Origin of the sequence: Brevundimonas sp. Leaf363 (assembly GCF_001424025.1) — a bacterium.
Lineage (GTDB): Bacteria > Pseudomonadota > Alphaproteobacteria > Caulobacterales > Caulobacteraceae > Brevundimonas.
In genome coordinates, this window is record NZ_LMPZ01000003.1 from 33,673 (window position 1) to 51,906 (window position 18,234).

Below are 18,234 nucleotides of genomic sequence, written 5' to 3' on the forward strand. Positions count from 1 at the left end.
AGGGGACCGCGCTCGACATCGACGACGGCAGACGGCGCAGCCCAATCACCTGGGTTCCGGGTCCTCCGCTTCGCTCTGCCCCGGACTGCCGGCGTCAGGTTCCTTGAACCAGTCTTCCGCCAGATTTAGCCATTGAGGATTCTTTTCCTCGATCAGCGCCAGCTTCCACGCCCGCCGCCACTTCTTAATCTGCTTCTCGCGGCCGATCGCCGCGTCGATCCGCTCGTGCAGCTCGAACCAGACGAGTGTTTACAGCCGTAATCCTTGGTGAAGCCCTGGATTGCTCCAGCCCGATGCTGCGCAACCCGCGCCACCAGCTGTCCGCTGACGCCTGTGTAGATCGTACCGTTGCGCCGACTGGCCATGATGTAGACGCCGATGAGGTGGTCCGGATCGCGCATGAGGCCTCCAAGCTTGGCCACAACCGTGGATCGTTTTCGACCGGCGCTCAACCCTTGTCGTCATCCTGGGGCGCTCGCAGAGCGGACCCGGGACCTAGGGGACCGGATGCGAGGGCGGCACGTTGCCACCGTCCAGTGTGGTCTCCTGGGTTCCGGGTTCTGCTTCGCAGCCCGGAATGACGATTTGAGGTCAGTCCACCGCCCCGAACACGCGCCGGAAGCTGGCCTTCAGCGCCGCGTCCGCATCGTCCATCGAGGCCGGCACCCCCAGGTCCATCAGGCTTGTCACCCCGTGCTCGGCGATGCCGCAGGGCACGATGCCGCCGAAATGCCCCAGGTCCGGCTCCACATTCAGGCTGACCCCGTGGAAGCTGACCCACTTCCTCACCTTCACCCCGATCGCCGCGATCTTGTCCTCGCGCGACCAGCCTGGGCCCTTCCGCTCGACCCAGACGCCTACCCGCCCCTCGCGCACATCGGCCGGCACGCCGAACTCCGCCAGCGCGCCGATCAGCCACTGCTCCAGCCCGCGCACGAAGCCGCGCACGTCGCGGCCGCGCTGCGTCAGGTCCAGCATCACATAGGCCACCCGCTGGCCCGGCCCGTGATAGGTGAACTGTCCCCCCCGGCCCGTCTGGTGCACCGGGAACCGGCCCGCATCCAGCAGGTCGCCCTCCTTGGCCGAGACGCCGGCGGTGTAGAGCGGCGGGTGTTCGACCAGCCAGACCCGCTCGGGCGCCTCGCCGGCCGCGATCCGGGCGACGCGCGCCTCCATCTCGGCGACGGCCGCCTCGTAGCCGGTCAGCCCCTGCGCGACGACCCATTCGACAGCGGCGCCGTCGGGGCGAATCAGGGCGGAACTTAACGGCTCGGTAGGCATGGCGACCCCAATGTGGCGTGGGGCCGCCCCCGCGCAAGTTTAGAGTCCGCCTTGAGCCAGATCGACGCCGTCGACATAGAGATTTCCGTCGTCCTGGGCCGTTCGGTCCTGCCGATGAGCCAGCTGCTGCGCATGGGCCGGGGCGCCGTGATCCCGCTGGACGCCTCGGAATCGGACGAGGTCTGGATCCTGGCCAACAACCATCCGGTCGCCCGCGGCGAGATCGAAATCCGCGAAGACCGCATCGCCATCACGGTCACGCGCCCGGCCGACGCCTACGACTTCATGGCTGGCGCCGCCTAAGCCCCTTCCCTTTCGCCCCGCGCCACGCTATCTGCGCCCCCCTCCGGATGCGAGCGGTCGTGGCGGAATTGGTAGACGCGCAGCGTTGAGGTCGCTGTGGGGCAACCCGTGGAAGTTCGAGTCTTCTCGACCGCACCATCCGGAACTGTTTTCAAAGGCGAATCTGCGTCAGACTCCAACGAGAAGACTACAACAAGGGGGGCGACCGCGTGACCAGCACCGTTGCCCGGCCCGACGCCGAGGACCACGTCGCCCTCGATGAGGACTACGTCCTCACCGCCGCCTTCGTCGAGAAGGTGGTCGACGCCGCCGACGCCGCCGACGGCATGGGCCTGCGCGGTCTGCTCGAAGACCTGCACCCCGCCGACGTCGCGGACCTGATGGGCTTCCTGACGGCCGAGCACCGGGGCGTCGTCGTCCTGTGGCTGCCGCCGGAACTGCTGGCCGAGACCCTGCCCGAGCTGGACGACGGCATCCGCGAAGAGGTGCTGGAGCGCGTCCCCCACGGCACCCTGGCCGAGGCGCTGCAGGAGCTGGACTCCGACGACGCCGCCGCCGTGGTCGAGGATCTGGAAGACGACCAGCGCGAGCGCGTTCTGGCCGCCATGCCCGAGACCGACCGCGCCGCGATCGAAAGCTCGCTGGGCTATGCGGAAGACTCCGCCGGCCGCCTGATGCAGCGCGAGGTGATGGCCGCGCCCCAATTCTGGACCGTCGGCGACACCATCGACCACGTCCGGCTTCAGGGCGACGACCTGCCCGAGCTATTTTTTGACGTCTACGTCGTCGATCCGCTGAACCGTCCCGTCGGTGGCATCCCCGTCAGCGGCCTGCTGCGCGCCGCCCGCGAGGCGCGCCTGACCGACATCATGGAGCCGATCAACGAGATCGCCGTCGATCAGGACCAGGAAGAGGTCGCCTACATTTTCGAAAAATACCACCTGATCTCGGCGCCCGTCATCGATGCGGCGGGCCGTCTGGTCGGCCAGGTGACGGTCGACGACATCGTCAACATCATCCAGGAAGAGAACCGCGAGGACATCCTGCGCCTGGCCGGTGTGCGCGACGAGGATCGGGGCTCTTCGGTGGTGGAGATCGTCCAGGGCCGCGTGCCCTGGCTGGCCATCAACCTTTTCACCGCCGTCATCGGCGCCAGTGTGATCGGATGGTTCGAAGGCACGATCCAGCAGATCGTCGCCCTGGCGATCCTGATGCCCATCGTCTCCGCCATCGGCGGCAATGCGGGGACGCAGGCGCTGACCGTCACGGTGCGGGCGCTGGCGACGCGCGAGCTGAACAGCTCGAACGCCATGCGGACCTTCCTGCGCGAGCTTGTGGTCGGGGTGGCCAACGGCCTGATCCTGGCGCCCCTGATCGGTCTGGCCACCGCCCTGTGGTTCCGTGACGAGAATTGGCGCATCGGACTGGTCATCGGCGCCGCCATGGTGCTGAACCTGGTGGTGGCGGCGACCGTAGGCGTTCTGACGCCCGTGACCTTGTCGAAACTGAAATTCGACCCGGCCGTCTCGTCGGCCGTCTTCGTCACCGCGACGACCGATTTCTTCGGCTTCCTGATCTTCCTTGGCCTGGCGACGATTGTGTTGCTCTAGTTTCCAACCGGCCCGGCCTTTGCTGGCCGTATGACGCGGGCTCTCGGCCCGTCTCGATTTGGAACAAGGTCTGCCGTGTCGGACACGACTGAAAAGCGTCTGAAGGTCTCGCGAGAAGGCGTCGTGCTCATCAAGAGCTTCGAGGGCTTCCGCGCCAGCGCCCAGCCGCGCCCCGACGGCGGCTGGGTCATCGGCTACGGTCACACCCGATCCGCGCGCGAGGGACTGACGGTCAGCGAGGCCGACGCCGAGTTGCTGCTGCAATACGACCTGATTCCGGTGGTGGGAACGCTGAACGACCGGGCGCCCGTCTGGATCAACCAGCACCAGTTCGACGCGCTCGCCAGCTATGCCTTTTCCGTGGGGCTGGACCGCTTTGAGACCTCCCCGGTGCTTGAGCGGCTGCGCGCCGGGTCGGCCGACGAAGCCGCCGACGCCATGGTCGGCTCGCCCGAGATCGCTCCGCCCGACGCCGTGTTGCGCCGCCGGGCCGCCGAGCGCGCCCTGTTCGTCGCCGACGCCGCCAGCCCAGTCACCCTGGCCCAGTTGATGGCGGCGCCGCTGCCTCTGCCTGCCCCTCCGTCTCTCGCGGTGATCGAGCCCGCGCATGAGGAGACGCCGGTTTCGGAAGCTGCGGTCGCAGAGGACGCGGCCCAGACGTCGACCGAAGACGCACCGGCCGCCCCGGACGTCGAACCGGTCGTGACCCTTCCGGTCGAGGCGGAAGCTGAAGTCGCCACCTCTTCGACCGACGACGCTCTGGAAATCGCCGAAGCCGAGGTCACGCCCACGGTTCAGCCGGCGGAACCTCCGGCCGACGAGCCGGCAGCGATCGAAGAAGATGCGCCCGCCGAGACGACGCCGGAACCGACCGCAGAAGCTGTGATCCCGGATACCGGCGGCGAGGTCGAAGCGGACGCTGAGCCGGCCGTTGCAGACGCGACGCCCGCTGGAGCGCCCGTGGAAGCCGCGCTCGAGGCTGAGCCGATGGTCGACGCCATATCGTACGCAGCGCCCGAGATGGACACGCTCGTCGAGACCGAAGCCTCGTCGGCGCCTCTCGCCGCCTCGGCTTCGGCCAGTCTGCGGATGTCGCCCTACGCCGGCGTCCTGATCGGGCCGATCCCAGGACTGGATGGCGCCATGAGCGCGATCTCGCCGGCCCCGGCCGCCGGTCTGCAGGAAGCCGAGGCTCCGCCCGAGACGTCGGAACCGGTTGCGGTCGAAGACGTGATCGAGGTCGAGACCAACACCTTCGAAAGCGCGCCGGACGCGCCCGTCTTGGATGCGCCTCGCCTGGTTCTGACCCCGCCCGACGAGGATGACTCCCCGATCCTGCGCCCCCTGTGGTCCGAGGTTGACCGCGGCATCACCACCGCTGATGAATCGCCGCTTTTCGAAGAGGTGCTGCATCCGGCCTCCGCCTCTGTCCTGCGCCATGAGGCGGAGATCGCGCCGCGCCGGTCGGATTGGCCCGAGTTCGGCGCGTTTGCAGCCATGGGCGGGATCGGCCTGGTGTCCTTCGGCGCCGCTGTCGCCGGCTTCCGCAAGGCGGCCGAGGAAGGTCCTGACGGGGCCCAGCTGGCCATGGTCGGATGGGTTCTGCTGCTGATCGCCCTGGTCTGCGTGGGCGTGTCGGGCTACAACCTGTTCCGGGCATGGACAGCCGACCGCAAGGCCAACTAGCCTGCTTTGACCGGCCCTCGCAGGGTGCTAACCCCACGGGCATGAGCATTCCCAACGCACCCCAAAGCATGGAATTCGGCCTCGGCGAGAACGCCGACGCCATCCGCGAGACCACCGCCCGCTGGGCTGCCGACCGTCTGGCGCCGCGCGCCGCGGAAATCGACGAAACCAACACGTTCGCCCGCGACCTGTGGCCCGAGATGGGCGAACTGGGCCTGCACGGCATCACCGTCGAGGAAGAATACGGCGGCCTCGGCCTCGGTTATCTCGAACACGTCGTGGCGATGGAGGAGGTGTCGCGCGCCTCGGCCTCGATCGGCCTGAGCTACGGCGCCCACTCCAACCTGTGCGTCAACCAGATCCGGCGCTGGGGCACGCCCGAGCAGAAGGCGAAATATCTGCCCAAGCTGATCTCGGGGGAGCATCTGGGGTCGCTGGCCATGTCGGAGGCCGGCTCCGGCTCCGACGTCATGTCGATGCGCACCCGCGCCGAGAAGAAGGGCGACCGCTACGTCCTGAACGGCACGAAATTCTGGATCACCAACTCGCCCACCGCCGACACCCTGGTGGTCTACGCCCGCACCGGCGAGGGCAACGGCGGGGTCACCACCTTCCTGATCGAGAAGGGGATGAAGGGGTTCAGCGTCTCCAAGAAGCTGGACAAGATGGGCATGCGGGGGTCGGACACCGCCGAGCTGGTGTTCGAGGACTGCGAAGTGCCGGAAGACAACGTCATGGGCCCGCTGGGCGGCGGCGCCGGCGTGCTGATGAGCGGCCTGGATTATGAACGCACGGTCCTGTCCGGCGGGCCGCTAGGCATCATGCAGGCGGCGCTGGATGTCGTGCTGCCCTACGTCCGCGACCGCAAGCAGTTCGGCAAGGCCATCGGCAGCTTCCAACTGATGCAGGCCAAGGTGGCGGACATGTACGTCGCCCTGAACAGCGCCCGGACCTATGTCTACGCCGTCGCGCGCGCCTGCGACGCGGGTCGGACGACGCGATACGATGCGGCGGGCGCCATCCTGCTGGCGTCCGAGAATGCGGTGAAGGTGACGCTGGAGGCCGTTCAGGCTCTGGGCGGCGCCGGCTATACCAAGGAATGGCCGGTCGAACGGTTGGTCCGGGACGCCAAGCTCTACGACATCGGCGCGGGCACGAACGAGATCCGGCGGTTCCTGATCGGGCGGGAGCTGGTGGGCGGGTGACCACCTCGGCGGACAGGCTGGCGCGGGTTCCGGAGCCGGTTCTGGCCGACCTGCGTCGCCGCTACGCCGAGCCGCAGCGCGCCTATCACACCTGGGCCCACATTGCGGCGCTGCTGGGCTGGTTCGACCAGCGGGCGGACGGCTTGCGGGACGCCGATGCCGTCTTCCTGGCCATCCTGTTCCACGACGCGGTCTACGATCCGCGCGCCAAGGACAATGAGGCGAGAAGCGCGGCGCTGTTGGCGCAGAGCGCCCTGCCCGGTTTCGACGCCGCATCGGCGGCCAAGGCCGTTCGGCTCACCGAGGCGACGGCAGCGCATCGCATCCCCAATGGCCTCGCTGTTGATGAGACAGACGACATGGCCGAGTTCCTCGACATGGACCTGTCGATCCTGGCCGTGCCGTCGCGTGTGTTCAAAGCCTACGACCGAGCCATCCGGCGAGAGTACCGCCATGTGTCCTGGCCCTTCTATGGAATGGCGCGTCGACGCATCCTGAAGAGCTTCCTGGCGCGGCCGACGCTCTATTTCAGCGACTGGGGCCGGGCGACCTTTGAAGAAGCAGCGCGCGCCAACCTGCGTCGCAAGCTGCGTATCCGTGGCTGACAGTCTGATCCGCCCCCTGACCCCGGCCGACCTGCCTGCCGCTCTGGCGTTGCAGGCGGACGGCTATCCGGAGGCGTTGTGGGACGGCGAAGAGGCCTTCGTCAGCCGGATAGCCGTCGCCCCGGACTGGTGCTGGGCGCTGGAGCGGGAGGGGCGGCTGGAGGGGTATCTGCTGAGCCATCCCTGGACGTCGATGAGCCCGCCCGTGCCGGACACGACGCTCGAGCGGGCCGAGGGCGACATCTGGTACATCCATGATCTATCGACGGCGCGGGCGGCGCGCGGGCGCGGCGTCGGGCGTGCGCTGCTGGCGGCGTGCGAGGCGGCGCATCCGCAGATCCGGCGCTCGGAGCTGGTGGCGGTGGACGGGGCCGAGCCTTTCTGGCGCCGGCTGGGGTGGCGGCCGGCGATGATCGGACCCGTCGTGGCCAAGGTCGCAAAGTACGGGCCGGCGGCGATCTATATGGCGCGCGATTGGGGCTGATCGGAACGGCGCCGGGCCTGGTCGGTTAGCCTCCGACAAGGAGACGCCCATGCCCGCCAAATCCGCCGCCCAGCAGAAGGCCGCCGGCGCAGCACTCAGCGCCAAGCGCGGCGAGACGCCCAAGTCCGAACTCAAGGGCGCGTCCAGGCAGATGGTCGATACGATGACCGAAAAGCAGCTCGAGGACTTTGCGCACACCCAGCGCAAGGGAAAGCCCGAGCATGTCGGCGACCGCTGATCGGATGACAAACGTCGCGTTTCGCGCGTAACTCGATCCCATGCGCCAGTGCGAAACCTCGACCGGGCGTCCGCGCGAGTTCTCCGCTGTGCTGGAGCGCATCGGCGCTCGCCCGGGCCAGAAACTGTTTCTGGGCGAGGTGGTCGAGGCGTTCGGGGAGCGCGCGTTCGGCGCCGTGATGCTGCTGTTCGCCATCATCAACATGCTGCCCTGGCCGCCCGGCGGCACGACGATCACCGGCGCCCCCTTGCTGTTTCTGTCGATGGAGCTGGCTTGGGGGCGCGACAGCCTGTGGCTGCCAGGGTGGATCGAGCGGGCGTCCATCAACCGCAAGACCTTTCGCGACCTGTCAGCCCACTTCATGAAGGCGATCCGCTTGAGCGAGAGGCTGTCTAAACCCCGGCTGGCTTTTCTGAGCGGGCCGTTCGGGCAGGGCCTGGTCGGGCTGGCGTGCCTGTTTCTGTCCATCGTCCTGGTGCTGCCGGTGTGGGGTGGCAACCTGGTCCCCGCGATCGCCATCGGCCTGTTTTCACTGGGGATCATGCAGCGAGACGGGCTTGCGATCATCCTGGGCTGGATCGTCACGGGGATCTCCGCTGCGATCATCGTCCTGGCCTGGCGCCTGATCGTCGGCGTCTTCGTCGAGGGCTGGGATTGGGTCCAAAATCTGGTTTGAGACTTACCGATCGTTCAGTGGCGCTGCGTCCCGGCAACGCCTAGATGCACGTCACCCAATCGCGAGCGCCTCCGGCCATGCCCGACTACGACTATCAGGCTGACGCGCGACCCTTCTCGAAGGTGGTCGCGGACATCGGCGGTCAGGACGATCCCAAGCTCTACCTGGGCGAATTGGTGAACGCGTTCGGCGAGCGCGGCATGGGTGCGATGATGCTGTTCTTCGGCCTGCTGAACCTGATCGCCGGGGCAGTGCCGGGATCGACGACCATTCTGGGCATCCCGCTGCTGGTGGTTTCGATCCAGTTGGTGTTCCGCGGCGACCAGCTGTGGCTCCCGCGCTGGGCGTTGAGGCGCAGCATCGACCGCTCGACCTACCGCCGAGCGGTGGGACGCGCCCTACCCGCCCTCAGAAAGATAGAGCGCCTGACACGGCCACGCCTGTCGATCATGACCAGCGATGCATCGGAAATCCTGATCGGCGTGGTCAGCAGCGTGCTGTGCGTCATCCTGATCCTGCCGATCTGGGGCGGCAATCTGGCGCCGGCGCTGATCGTCGCCACGTTCGGCTTCGGCCTGATGCAGAGGGATGGCGCTCTGGTCATTGTCGGTTGGCTGATGTTCGCCGCCGCCGGGATCGCGGTGTGGCTGGCCTGGAACATCGTGTCCGAATTTCTGTTCGCCGGGCTTACCTGGGCCGGCAATCTGATCGGCCGGTAAAGCAAAAGGGCCGCCGCGTCGCTGCGACGGCCCTTCATTGTCTGATCGCGCTGCGATCGAAACCTTGCCTGAAAGGATCAGGCCCGGGCCTCCAACGAGGTCCAGGTCGCGGCCGCTCGCGATTGATGACAATGAGACACTGGATCACCTCCTTTCAGATACGCGGCGCAAAGTCTGCCGCACGCACGGAGAGTTAGGCCGATCGGGCCGCTTGGCAAGCGCCCATATCAATAACGCCGGAACGCGAAAACGCCGGGAGGGGCGTCCCTCCCGGCGTTTCTTCGAACCCGAAGTGATTTACTGGAACAGCGACAGAACGAGCTGCGGCGTCTGATTGGCGATGCTGAGCGCCTGGACCCCCAGCTGCTGCTTTGTCTGCAGGGCCTGGAGCTTCGCGCTTTCCTTCGCCAGATCGGCGTCCACCAGGTTGCCGACGCCGGATTCCAGCGCGTCCGACAGCTTGCCCACGAAGGTGGTGTGGGTTTCCAGAGCCTTCGACTTGGTGCCCAGACGCGCCAGGGCGCCGGAGACATTGTCGATGGACTCATCCACATCCGTCAGGGCGGCCTGGGCCGCTGAAAGCGTGTCGATACCCTGCGAGGCGGTCACGGTGACGGTTGTGGACCCCAGCGACATGTCTTCGGCCGAAACCGTCAGGGACGAAGTCCCGTCGGCGTTGGCCAGAGCCTGGAAGCCGGTCGCGCTTTGTTCGAGCAGGTTGACCCCGTTGAACTCGGCGTTGGCGGTGACGCTGGCGATCTGGTCGCGCAGCGCCTGGAAGTCCTCGTTCAGCGCCGTGCGCGCCGCGGAGCTGAGCGACTCGTCGGTCGCTGCAAGGGCCTTCTCCTTCATCTGCAGCAAGAGGTCGGAGACCGTCTCGCCCGCCGCCAGCGCCACATCGACCGCGGCGACACCACGATCGAGCGACTGTTTCACCGCGCTCAAGGCACCGATGTCGGAGCGTTGGCCCTGGGCAATCGCCCAGATGGCCCCGTTGTCCTTGGCTGAAGCCACCTTCTTGCCGGTGTTGATCCGGTTTTGGGTGATCTGCAGTTCGGTGTTGGTCGCGTTCAGGTTCTGGAGCGCGATCATCGCGCCCACGTTGGTGTTCACCGAGCTCGAGAGCATGGCGTAGTCCTTCCATTCTGGAATAGGTCAAACGGCCTTCTGGCCGCAGAACCGGTTCTGGTTCGCTGAAGGACACAGCAAGGAGCGGGCCGCGCGGAGTGCGCACAACCCTTTGCATCTGTTGAGTTATCGATGATCGTGCAGATGTCGCCCGGCAGGAATTGCCAAGGGCGGGTCGAGGCTTTTGCCTAGCAGCGGATCAGGGGTGGCGGCTCAGGGGTTGGGGCTCAGGCCGCCTGCTGGGCGGCGGGCGTCGGCGCCAGGCCCTGCATGATCGAGCGGTTGATGTCGATCAGGGGACCGAAGTCCTCGTCGCCGCGCATCACGGCCGACGAGTGCCGGCTGACGAACAGGCTGATGGAGATGATCTGGGCGCGCATCGGCTTGGCCAGCGCGTTGTCGGGGTCGCTGCAATCGGTGGCGAGGGTCGTCCAGAGACGACGGTTCCAATCCAGGGCGTCGATGCGGGTCTTGACGTCCGTCGGGTGCGCCTCGGCGGCGCTCATCAGGGCGCGGGTCACCTGTCCGAACAGGCGATACTCCAGCTCCCGCGGCGTTTCAGTCCTGCTCGCCGCCGCCTTGTAAGCCTGAAGCGACATGGCCCAGTCCCTCTTCGTAATCGACCAGTTTCCGGGCCGCCATCAGCGCCTTGTAGTATTCGCGGGCCAGCACGTGCCGCGACGCGGCCACACAATCCGCCATTGCCTGCGGGTTGCGCGTCGCGCTCATGAACTCTGACACCCGACGGGTAAACTCGTCGTAAAATTTCGGCGCGGCGTTCTCGTCCAGGTACATCATCATGACGGGGAAATAGATCCGGGTGGCCGGCGACACGACGTCGGACGCCTGCATGATGTCCTTCTCGCGCAGGACGCTGGCCTTGTTCTGAAGGATCAGCACACCGCGGCGGTCGCCGTTCTGGACGACGGCGCCGTTCAGGACGAACTTCTCGCCCGGGCGCAGCGACAATTTCAGGGGCATGACGGGTCTCCGGCCGCGACCTTCGATCGCGCGACGCAGGCAAAGCTAAACGAGCGTGGTTAACCATGTCTTGTGGAACGCCCCGGATGATGACGAACCACGCTGACACGGACCGCCTCATGTCTCTGGACACCCTGCCGCCCGACGCCGACGCGGCCGAGGTCGGCTTTCAGCCGACGGTTCAGGACGCCACCGGCGACGCCGCCTCGCCCGAGGCGCTGGGCCGGCTGACACGCGCGCTGGCCAAGCCGACCAAGACCACCGTCAAGCAGCAGAAGAAGCTGATCGAGCGGCTGCGGGCCAGTGTCGCGGGCATCAAGACCCACCAGTACGGTGCAGCGAGTGCGGCGGCGCTGGAGGCGCTGAAGATCGATGACCGAAGCGGCCTGGCCTGGCACATCCTGGCCATCGCCCAGGAGAAGGAAGGCCGCGTCGCCCAGGCCTTGAGCGCCTACCAGGCGGCGGTGAGGCTGCTGCCGGACGAGACCGACGTGGCTCAGGATCTGGCGCGCCTGGCGCAGCGACTGGGCTATCTGGAAATCGCCGAGAAGCTGCTGCGAAAATTCCTGGCCAACCACCCCGGGCACGTCGAGGCGTCGAACAACCTGGCCTGCAGCCTGCGCGACCAGAAGCGCTATGGCGAAGCGATCGGCCTGCTGCAGCAGATGATCGCCCTGGAGCCGACCAGCCCCATCCTCTGGAACACCGTCGGCACGGTGATGAGCGATCAGGGCGAGAGCGCCAAGGCCCTGCCTTTCTTCGAGGAGGCGCTGCGTCTGGACCCTGCCTTCGCCAAGGCCCGCTACAACCGCGCCAACGTCCGCTTCCCTCTGGGCGACGCGCAGGGCGCGCTGGAGGATCTGGAGGCGGCGGCGTCGGGCGCGGAGGGCGGCTACGAGACCGCCATGATGAAGATGGCGCACGCCATGCAGTTGATGGCCATGGGCCGGATCGGCGAGGGCTTCGCGGCCTATGACGTGCGCCTGGACCCTGCCCTGCCCGACGCCGTGCGCCCGGTCATCGACGCGCCTCGCTGGGACGGGGCGACGCCGCTGGAAGGCCGGCGCATTCTGGTGCTGGGCGAACAGGGCCTGGCCGACGAGATGGTGTTCGGCAGTTGCCTGCCGGACCTGATCGACGCTGTCGGACCGACCGGCCAGGTTTATGTGTCGGTCGAGAAGCGACTGGTGGAGATGTTTCAACGCAGCTTCCAAGACGCCATTGTCGGCGCGCACCGGGCGGTGCGGCTGGAGGGCCGACTGACCCGCTTCGTCCCCTTCGCAGAGGACGCCGCCAAAGCCGACGGCAGGCTGGACGCCTACATTCCGATGGGCAGCCTGATGGCTGCGTTCCGGCCGGACATCGACAGTTTCCCCGACCGCGACGGCTACCTGGTCGCCGACCCAGTGCGAGTGGAGCGCTGGCGGACCTGGCTGGACGACCTGGGGCCGGGCCTGAAAGTCGGCCTGCATTGGAAGAGCCTGGTGCTGACCGGCGTGCGCGCCCGCTACTTCTCCAGCTTCGAGCGGTGGAGCCCCGTCCTGACCACGCCCGGCTGCGTGATGATCAACCTGCAGTGCGGCGACACCGAAGCGGATCTGGCCGAGGCAGCAGCGGCGGGCGTCGTCATCCATACGCCCCCGATCAATCTGAAGGACGATCTGGAGGACGTGGCCGCCCTGTCTGTCACGCTGGACCTCGTGATCGGACCGGGCATCGCGGGGACCAACATCGCCGCCGCGGTCGGGGCGCGCACCTGGATGATCCATGCGCCGGACGACTGGCACCTGCTGGGGACCGACCGCTATCCCTTCTATCCGCGCATGCGCACCTTCGCGACCGGAGGCTTCAACGGTTGGCCAGGAGCGATCGACCGGGTGCGGGCGGCGCTAGATAAGGCTGTCTCCGGACACTGGAACACGGCCTGATAGCTGGGCGTTGCGTCCCGTACAGAGGAGTAGCGCCATGGCCGAAATCGAAAACACAGCCGACGAGCAGGATCAGTCGGAGATGTTCGACGAAACCCATCTCGACGACGAGGGGGACGCCGAGTTCCTGCTGGACGAGGCGGACGACGTTCTGGACGTCACACAGGCCGACGGCGACGCTGATGAAGAGGCGTTCGACGAGGACGATCTGAACATCGATGACCAGTTGGCGCTGGACGGGATCGAGGCCGAGGCCGACGCCCTGCTGGGCGTGGACGCGGGTCGGATCAGCGAAATCGACACAGAAAGCACAGGCCAGCGCGGTCCGGACGAAGTCGAGCTGGTCTATTCCGGACTGATGGAAAACGAGCGCGGCGCACAGGCCAGCGCGGCCCATTGGGAATCCAAGACGCTGTCGGACGACGACATCGAAGACCTGGGCTACGGCCCTGACGACAAGCAGGAGGAACTGCGATGAGCGCCCATAAAGAAGACCACAACCCTGAGACGCCGCACGCCCGCCGTGCGGAGCCCGAGGTCGGCAAGCCCGATCAGCTGAAGGACAAGACGAAGCACGCCGAAGACCGCCAGGAAGCCCTGCTGGATGAAGGCATCGAAGAATCCTTCCCGGCGAGTGACCCGGTTTCGGCCAAGCGCATCACCTGATCGCTATTCTTCGCCGACCCACGATGCGATAGCTGCTCCGTCATTTCGTGACGGAGCAGTTTTCGTATGGCCCGCTTTGAAGGCACCGCCGGCTACATCGCCACCGACGAACTGAAAGCCGCCGTCGATGCGGCCGTGGCGCTGGAGCGGCCGCTGCTGATCAAAGGCGAGCCGGGCACCGGCAAGACGGTGCTGGCCTATGAACTTGCGCGCGCCTTCGACGCGCCGCTGATCACCTGGCACATCAAATCCACGACCAAGGCGCACAACGGCCTGTACGAATACGACGCTGTCAGCCGCCTGCGCGACAGCCAGTTGGGCGATCCGCGCGTGCAGGAGGTGCGCAACTATCTGAAGCCCGGCAAGCTGTGGGAGGCCTTCACCTCGGCCCAGCGGCCCGTTCTGCTGATCGACGAGATCGACAAGGCCGACATCGAGTTCCCCAACGACCTGCTGCAGGAACTCGACCGGATGGAGTTCTACGTCCACGAGACGGGCGAGACGATCCGCGCCGAGATCCGGCCCATCGTGGTCATCACCTCGAACAACGAGAAGGAGCTGCCCGACGCCTTCCTGCGCCGCTGCTTCTTCCACTACATCCGCTTCCCCGACGCCGAGACCATGGGCCGGATCGTCGAGGCGCACTATCCGGGGCTGAAGCCGCGCCTAGTGTCCGAGGCCCTGCGATCCTTCTACGACTTGCGCGAGACGCCGGGCCTGAAGAAGAAGCCATCGACGTCCGAACTGCTGGACTGGCTGAAGCTGCTGATGATCGAGGACATCGACCCGGAGAGCCTGCGCGGACAGGGCGGCAAGGCCATCCCGCAGATGTACGGCGCCCTGCTGAAGAACGAGCAGGACGTCCACCTGTTCGAGAAACTGGCCTTCCTGAACCGCCGGGACGGCGCGCGTCCGGGCGCCTGAAGGCGGGTTACCGCGATTTCACTGGCATGGCGGGCGTCATGGGGGACAATACCGGCATGAAGACGAGCCTGATCCTTGCAACGCTTCTCGGCGCCGGCGCCCTCGGCGGCTGCGACGGCGAGCGTGTGGTCCGCATCTCCACCAGCAACTCCGAAGACACGGGCAGCGGCGTTCTCAAGGTCGTCGACACGCTGCAGTGTCCGGACACCCAGGGCGGCCTGACCCGCAAGGGCGCGGTGTCGCCGGATGGGACCATCTGCACCTATGGCGGGCCCAAGGGGGCGGAGATCACGCTGCACCTGGTCAAGCTGGACGGCATGACGGCCGAACAGGCCCTGAAGGCGTTCGAGGAGCGTCTCGGCCGCGATTTGCCGGAGGCGGCCGACAAGGTGCGCGCCCAGGAGACATCGACCCAGGAGGCGATGTCCGGCAGCAGCTCGGAAATGGCCACGGGCAGCGACGCCGCCCACATCAGCGCGCCCGGCATGCACATCGATGCGAAGGACGATCAGGCCTCGGTGCGCCTGCCCGGTCTTCGGGTCGAGGCGGACGGCGATCGCGCCAGTGTCCGCATCGCCGGCTTCCAGATCCGAGCCGACGACCACGGGGCCGCGGCCCAGTCGAGCACCGGTTCGTCCGCCCCGGCCACGCCGACCCCACCCCCGACCAATCAGGGCGGCGTCACCATCAACGCCCGTGACGACGCTACCGAGGTGCGGACACGCGCGGGCGGCGAGGCGGTGCGCATGACCTATGTCCTGACCAACAACCAGGCCTCGGCCGCCGGCTGGCGCATGGTCGGCTATGAAGCGCGCGGCCCGGCTGGCGGTCCGCTGGTCGTCGCCACGGTGCGGGCCAAGAGTGAGCGGGTCGATCCCGTCTTCCGCGACGCCAAGCGTCTGGTCAGCCTGAACGTTGGGGACTGATCGGGGCCCGGATCGGGCTATGCCTTGATCCTGAAGCGACTATGGGTCACCTGACGGCCGTGTCCCGTCCGTCCGCAAAATCCGCCCCGCGCGCCTGGCAGAGAATGCTGTCGGGGCGTCGGCTCGACCTGCTGGACCCTTCGCCGTTCGACATCGAGGTCGAGGACATCGCCCACGGCCTGGCCCGCGTCGCGCGCTGGAACGGCCAGACGATCGGCGAGCACGGCTTCTCGGTCGCCCAGCACAGCGTCGTGGTCGAAGAAATCGCGGCCCACATCAGGCCGGGGCTCGAGCCCAAATGGCGTCTGGCGGCGTTGCTTCACGACGCGTCCGAATACGTCATCGGCGACATGATCTCGCCGTTCAAGGCGGCGCTGGGCGTTAGCTACAAGACCTTCGAGGCGCGGCTGGAGGACGCCATTCACGTCCGCTTCGGCCTGCCGCCCAAGACCCCGCCCGCGATCAAGAAACTGATCAAGTCGGCCGACAAGGCCTGCGCCTATTTCGAGGCGACCCAGCTGGCCGGCTTCACCCGCGCCGAGGCGCTGAACTTCTTCGGATCGCCGCCACCGGGCTATGATCTGGTCATCGACCCCCTGCCGGTCGCCCAAGCCCAGGCGCGGTATCTGGAGCGCTACAAGGTGCTGGCCGGCGCCATCGGCATCATCCCGGCGCCCGACGCCTGGCACACCGAGTGATCGCCCCGCCGGACACCGCGAGCGGCGGCGTCCGCATCAGCCTTTCGGCCGTGGTCGTGGCCCTGCGCGACGGCGAGGCGGCGGTCCTGACCTCGCGCGGCGAAGGCGAGGCCGCCCTGCCCTCCGGCCCGTTCGATCCCTTGAGCGACCGCACCTTCGAATTGGCCCTGCGCGCCTTCGTGACCACCCAGACCGGCTTCGGCCTGGGCTTCGTGGAACAGCTCTACACCTTCGGCGACGCGGGCCGGTCTTCGCCCAAGGCCACGCAGGGCCCCGAGCGCCGGCGCGAAGTCTCCGTCGGCTATCTGGCTTTGACGGCCGAGCCGGGCGCCGCGAGCGCCGATCGCTGGAGCCCCATTTTCGATCACTTCCCTTGGGAGGACAGGCGCGGCGCGGGGCTGGACCCGGCACTGCTGGAAGCGCTGGACGCCTGGGCCGGGCGTGACCCGCGCCGGCGCGCCCGCATCGAGGCCCTGTTCGCGCTGGGCGGCCGCCGGTGGAACGAGGAGCGGGCGCTGGAACGCTATGAGCTTCTCTACGAGGCCGGGCTCGTGGCCGAGGCGGCGCGCGATCAGGACCGCCCTGCCCAAGATCTGCCGACCGGTCGGCCGATGGCGTCTGATCACCGCCGCATCCTGGCGACCGGACTGGGGCGCCTGCGCAGCAAGCTGAAGTACCGGCCCGTCCTGTTCGACCTGACGCCCGAGACCTTCACCCTGTCGCAGCTGCAGGCGGCGGCCGAGGCGGTGACGGGCCTGACGCTGCACAAGCAGAACTTCCGCCGGGGCGTCGAGCGCACCGGCCTGGTCAAGGCGACCGGCGCCCTGGCCTCCGCGACCGGCGGACGTCCGGCGGAGCTTTATCGATCGGTCGGGGCCGATCCCCTGGCGGGCGCGACCCTGGGCCTGACCCTGCCCGCCCAGCGTTGACTCTGGTCGGCCGGGCCGGGACTGTCGCCAAAAGCCCGGAGGGACCCATGTTCACACGCCGCCTGATCGGCCTCGCCGCCCTCCTGCTCGCCGGCGGCTGCGCCGCGCCCGCTTTGGCGCAGAGCGACCCCTATCTGCCCATATCGGCCGAGGCCCAGGTCCTGCAGATGCAGCGTGGCGTGAACATCATAGGCTACGACCCGGTCTGGAACGGCGGCGAGGCGCGCTTCCAGCATCGCCACTTCAAGCTGATCAGGGACGGCGGCTTCCAGACCGTGCGCATGGTGCTCCAGGCCTTCCGGCACATGGACGCCGGCAACCAGCTGAACCCGCGCTGGCTGGCCACACTGGACGGCCACGTCGACGCCGCCCTGGCCCAGGGCCTGACCGTCATTCTGGACGAGCACGATTTCAACATCTGCGCCGAGGACGTGGTCGCTTGCCGCCCCAAGCTGATGGCCTTCTGGGAGCAGATCTCGACCCGCTACGCCAACAAGCCGAACACCGTGGTCTTCGAGTTGATGAACGAGCCGAATGGCGCGACCGACGCCGTCTGGAACGACTACGCCGCCGAGGCGCTGGCCATCGTCCGGCGCACCAATCCCACTCGCAACGTCATCATCGGCCCAGGGTCCTGGAACAGCATAGACCAACTGGAAAACCTGCGCCTGCCGGCCGAGGACCGCCACATCATCGCGACCGTCCACTATTACGGCCCGATGCGCTTCACCCACCAGGGCGCGTCCTGGACCCCGATGTTCACCGAGACCGGCATTGCTTGGGGCAGCCCCGAGGACCGCGCCGCCGTCGCCGCCGATCTGGACAAGGCCGAAGCGTGGAGCGAGGCCAATGGCCGGCCTCTGCTGCTGGGCGAGTTCGGCGCCTACGACAAGGCTCCGATGGCCTCACGCGCCGCTTGGACCGACGCCGTCGCGCGAGCGGCCGAAACGCGCGGCTGGGCCTGGGCCTACTGGCAGTTCGACAGCGACTTCATCGTCTACGATATCCCGGCCGACCGCTGGGTCCAGCCGATCCACGAGGCCCTGATCCCGGAAATGCGCGACCCCTCATAAACCCTTGCAGCGAGCGCCCCGCTTCATTAGAGAGGCCGCTCGCTCGACCAAGCGTACGACGGCGCCGCGGAGAGGTGGCAGAGTGGTCGAATGTACCGCACTCGAAATGCGGCGTGCCTTTACGGGTACCGTGGGTTCGAATCCCACCCTCTCCGCCACCGCCGCTCTCTTGGC

General features: G+C 67.5%; 22 protein-coding genes and 2 tRNA genes. 19 read left to right on the forward strand and 5 right to left on the reverse strand.

Features of this window, described 5'->3' with window-relative positions; translation table 11 throughout:
• Positions 1-152: 152 nt before the first annotated feature.
• Positions 153-401: a GIY-YIG nuclease family protein gene (locus ASG17_RS15235; protein ID WP_369796700.1), complete on the reverse strand. Its 249-nt coding sequence runs from the start codon at positions 399-401 to the stop codon at positions 153-155.
• Between the two features lie 190 nt (positions 402-591).
• The gene (gene lipB, locus ASG17_RS11095; RefSeq protein WP_056103531.1) at positions 592-1,281 is read right to left on the reverse strand and encodes a lipoyl(octanoyl) transferase LipB; all 690 of its coding nucleotides are present in this window, start codon (positions 1,279-1,281) and stop codon (positions 592-594) included.
• Positions 1,282-1,332: 51 nt separating this feature from the next.
• On the opposite strand from lipB, the gene ASG17_RS11100 reads away from it, so the two are divergent.
• The 10 genes from ASG17_RS11100 to ASG17_RS11145 all read left to right on the forward strand — a co-directional run bounded on the left by ASG17_RS11100 (position 1,333) and on the right by ASG17_RS11145 (position 8,807).
• Positions 1,333-1,584: a FliM/FliN family flagellar motor switch protein gene (locus tag ASG17_RS11100; RefSeq protein WP_056103534.1), complete on the forward strand. Its 252-nt coding sequence runs from the start codon at positions 1,333-1,335 to the stop codon at positions 1,582-1,584.
• A gap of 53 nt (positions 1,585-1,637) precedes the next feature.
• Positions 1,638-1,722 (forward strand) — tRNA-Leu (locus ASG17_RS11105).
• Between the two features lie 71 nt (positions 1,723-1,793).
• On the forward strand, positions 1,794-3,194 hold the full coding sequence (mgtE, locus tag ASG17_RS11110) for a magnesium transporter (protein WP_056103537.1): 1,401 nt from the start codon (positions 1,794-1,796) through the stop codon (positions 3,192-3,194).
• 75 nt (positions 3,195-3,269) lie between these two features.
• Complete coding sequence (locus ASG17_RS11115; RefSeq protein ID WP_056103539.1) at positions 3,270-4,880, forward strand: lysozyme; 1,611 nt, start codon at positions 3,270-3,272, stop codon at positions 4,878-4,880.
• A gap of 41 nt (positions 4,881-4,921) precedes the next feature.
• Positions 4,922-6,085 carry an isovaleryl-CoA dehydrogenase gene (locus ASG17_RS11120; RefSeq protein WP_056103543.1) on the forward strand — a complete coding sequence of 388 codons (1,164 nt, stop codon included), beginning with the start codon at positions 4,922-4,924 and terminating at the stop codon, positions 6,083-6,085.
• Positions 6,082-6,690: a hypothetical protein gene (locus tag ASG17_RS11125; RefSeq protein WP_056103546.1), complete on the forward strand. Its 609-nt coding sequence runs from the start codon at positions 6,082-6,084 to the stop codon at positions 6,688-6,690. Before ASG17_RS11120 ends, ASG17_RS11125 begins: the two co-directional genes overlap by 4 nt.
• Positions 6,683-7,174 carry a GNAT family N-acetyltransferase gene (locus tag ASG17_RS11130; RefSeq protein WP_056103548.1) on the forward strand — a complete coding sequence of 164 codons (492 nt, stop codon included), beginning with the start codon at positions 6,683-6,685 and terminating at the stop codon, positions 7,172-7,174. The genes ASG17_RS11125 and ASG17_RS11130 overlap by 8 nt, the downstream gene beginning before the upstream one ends.
• Before the next feature lie 49 nt (positions 7,175-7,223).
• The gene (locus tag ASG17_RS11135; protein WP_056103550.1) at positions 7,224-7,412 is read left to right on the forward strand and encodes a DUF3008 family protein; all 189 of its coding nucleotides are present in this window, start codon (positions 7,224-7,226) and stop codon (positions 7,410-7,412) included.
• Positions 7,413-7,452: 40 nt separating this feature from the next.
• Complete coding sequence (locus ASG17_RS11140; RefSeq protein WP_056103553.1) at positions 7,453-8,088, forward strand: exopolysaccharide biosynthesis protein; 636 nt, start codon at positions 7,453-7,455, stop codon at positions 8,086-8,088.
• 77 nt (positions 8,089-8,165) lie between these two features.
• A complete protein-coding gene (locus tag ASG17_RS11145; protein ID WP_056103556.1) occupies positions 8,166-8,807 on the forward strand; it encodes an exopolysaccharide biosynthesis protein in 642 nt (213 codons plus the stop codon).
• A 297-nt stretch (positions 8,808-9,104) separates the two neighbouring features.
• Here ASG17_RS11145 and ASG17_RS11150 read toward each other — a convergent pair whose 3' ends face one another.
• From ASG17_RS11150 to flbT, 3 genes are all read right to left on the reverse strand, one after another.
• Positions 9,105-9,935, reverse strand: a complete 831-nt coding sequence (locus ASG17_RS11150; protein ID WP_056103558.1) for a flagellin — start codon at positions 9,933-9,935, stop codon at positions 9,105-9,107.
• Between the two features lie 227 nt (positions 9,936-10,162).
• Positions 10,163-10,534 carry a flagellar biosynthesis regulator FlaF gene (gene flaF, locus ASG17_RS11155; RefSeq protein WP_056103560.1) on the reverse strand — a complete coding sequence of 124 codons (372 nt, stop codon included), beginning with the start codon at positions 10,532-10,534 and terminating at the stop codon, positions 10,163-10,165.
• Positions 10,494-10,916, reverse strand: a complete 423-nt coding sequence (gene flbT, locus ASG17_RS11160) for a flagellar biosynthesis repressor FlbT (RefSeq protein ID WP_056103564.1) — start codon at positions 10,914-10,916, stop codon at positions 10,494-10,496. Before flbT ends, flaF begins: the two co-directional genes overlap by 41 nt.
• A 119-nt stretch (positions 10,917-11,035) precedes the next feature.
• On the opposite strand from flbT, the gene ASG17_RS11165 reads away from it, so the two are divergent.
• From ASG17_RS11165 to ASG17_RS11205, 9 genes are all read left to right on the forward strand, one after another.
• Positions 11,036-12,844, forward strand: coding sequence for a tetratricopeptide repeat protein (locus ASG17_RS11165; RefSeq protein ID WP_156367844.1), 1,809 nt, complete (start codon positions 11,036-11,038; stop codon positions 12,842-12,844).
• A gap of 37 nt (positions 12,845-12,881) precedes the next feature.
• Entirely contained in the window at positions 12,882-13,322 is a 441-nt protein-coding gene (locus ASG17_RS11170; protein WP_056103570.1) for a hypothetical protein, read from the forward strand.
• Positions 13,319-13,510 (forward strand): hypothetical protein, encoded by a 192-nt coding sequence (locus tag ASG17_RS11175; protein ID WP_056103573.1) that lies wholly within the window; start codon positions 13,319-13,321, stop codon positions 13,508-13,510. Before ASG17_RS11170 ends, ASG17_RS11175 begins: the two co-directional genes overlap by 4 nt.
• Positions 13,511-13,576: 66 nt before the next feature.
• The gene (locus ASG17_RS11180; protein ID WP_056103577.1) at positions 13,577-14,434 is read left to right on the forward strand and encodes a MoxR family ATPase; all 858 of its coding nucleotides are present in this window, start codon (positions 13,577-13,579) and stop codon (positions 14,432-14,434) included.
• A gap of 38 nt (positions 14,435-14,472) precedes the next feature.
• Positions 14,473-15,360 (forward strand): methyltransferase type 11, encoded by an 888-nt coding sequence (locus tag ASG17_RS11185; protein ID WP_235560429.1) that lies wholly within the window; start codon positions 14,473-14,475, stop codon positions 15,358-15,360.
• 41 nt (positions 15,361-15,401) lie between these two features.
• Positions 15,402-16,058 carry a YfbR-like 5'-deoxynucleotidase gene (locus tag ASG17_RS11190; RefSeq protein ID WP_200935076.1) on the forward strand — a complete coding sequence of 219 codons (657 nt, stop codon included), beginning with the start codon at positions 15,402-15,404 and terminating at the stop codon, positions 16,056-16,058.
• Positions 16,058-16,987 carry a hypothetical protein gene (locus ASG17_RS11195; RefSeq protein ID WP_056104339.1) on the forward strand — a complete coding sequence of 310 codons (930 nt, stop codon included), beginning with the start codon at positions 16,058-16,060 and terminating at the stop codon, positions 16,985-16,987. Before ASG17_RS11190 ends, ASG17_RS11195 begins: the two co-directional genes overlap by 1 nt.
• 47 nt (positions 16,988-17,034) lie before the next feature.
• Positions 17,035-18,060: a glycoside hydrolase family 5 protein gene (locus tag ASG17_RS11200; RefSeq protein ID WP_082496237.1), complete on the forward strand. Its 1,026-nt coding sequence runs from the start codon at positions 17,035-17,037 to the stop codon at positions 18,058-18,060.
• Between the two features lie 68 nt (positions 18,061-18,128).
• A tRNA-Ser gene (locus ASG17_RS11205) sits at positions 18,129-18,218 on the forward strand.
• Positions 18,219-18,234 lie beyond the last annotated feature (16 nt).

Excerpts from the sequence above, each read along its gene's own strand:
- ASG17_RS15235 (WP_369796700.1), bottom strand. The coding sequence starts at position 401 with ATGCGCGATCCGGACCACCTCATCGGCGTCTACATCATGGCCAGTCGG.
- lipB (WP_056103531.1), bottom strand. The coding sequence starts at position 1,281 with ATGCCTACCGAGCCGTTAAGTTCCGCCCTGATTCGCCCCGACGGCGCC.
- ASG17_RS11120 (WP_056103543.1), top strand. The coding sequence starts at position 4,922 with ATGAGCATTCCCAACGCACCCCAAAGCATGGAATTCGGCCTCGGCGAG.
- ASG17_RS11135 (WP_056103550.1), top strand. The coding sequence starts at position 7,224 with ATGCCCGCCAAATCCGCCGCCCAGCAGAAGGCCGCCGGCGCAGCACTC.
- ASG17_RS11140 (WP_056103553.1), top strand. The coding sequence starts at position 7,453 with ATGCGCCAGTGCGAAACCTCGACCGGGCGTCCGCGCGAGTTCTCCGCT.
- ASG17_RS11145 (WP_056103556.1), top strand. The coding sequence starts at position 8,166 with ATGCCCGACTACGACTATCAGGCTGACGCGCGACCCTTCTCGAAGGTG.
- ASG17_RS11150 (WP_056103558.1), bottom strand. The coding sequence starts at position 9,935 with ATGCTCTCGAGCTCGGTGAACACCAACGTGGGCGCGATGATCGCGCTC.
- flaF (WP_056103560.1), bottom strand. The coding sequence starts at position 10,534 with ATGTCGCTTCAGGCTTACAAGGCGGCGGCGAGCAGGACTGAAACGCCG.
- flbT (WP_056103564.1), bottom strand. The coding sequence starts at position 10,916 with ATGCCCCTGAAATTGTCGCTGCGCCCGGGCGAGAAGTTCGTCCTGAAC.
- ASG17_RS11165 (WP_156367844.1), top strand. The coding sequence starts at position 11,036 with ATGTCTCTGGACACCCTGCCGCCCGACGCCGACGCGGCCGAGGTCGGC.
- ASG17_RS11170 (WP_056103570.1), top strand. The coding sequence starts at position 12,882 with ATGGCCGAAATCGAAAACACAGCCGACGAGCAGGATCAGTCGGAGATG.
- ASG17_RS11175 (WP_056103573.1), top strand. The coding sequence starts at position 13,319 with ATGAGCGCCCATAAAGAAGACCACAACCCTGAGACGCCGCACGCCCGC.
- ASG17_RS11180 (WP_056103577.1), top strand. The coding sequence starts at position 13,577 with ATGGCCCGCTTTGAAGGCACCGCCGGCTACATCGCCACCGACGAACTG.
- ASG17_RS11185 (WP_235560429.1), top strand. The coding sequence starts at position 14,473 with ATGGGGGACAATACCGGCATGAAGACGAGCCTGATCCTTGCAACGCTT.
- ASG17_RS11190 (WP_200935076.1), top strand. The coding sequence starts at position 15,402 with ATGGGTCACCTGACGGCCGTGTCCCGTCCGTCCGCAAAATCCGCCCCG.
- ASG17_RS11200 (WP_082496237.1), top strand. The coding sequence starts at position 17,035 with ATGTTCACACGCCGCCTGATCGGCCTCGCCGCCCTCCTGCTCGCCGGC.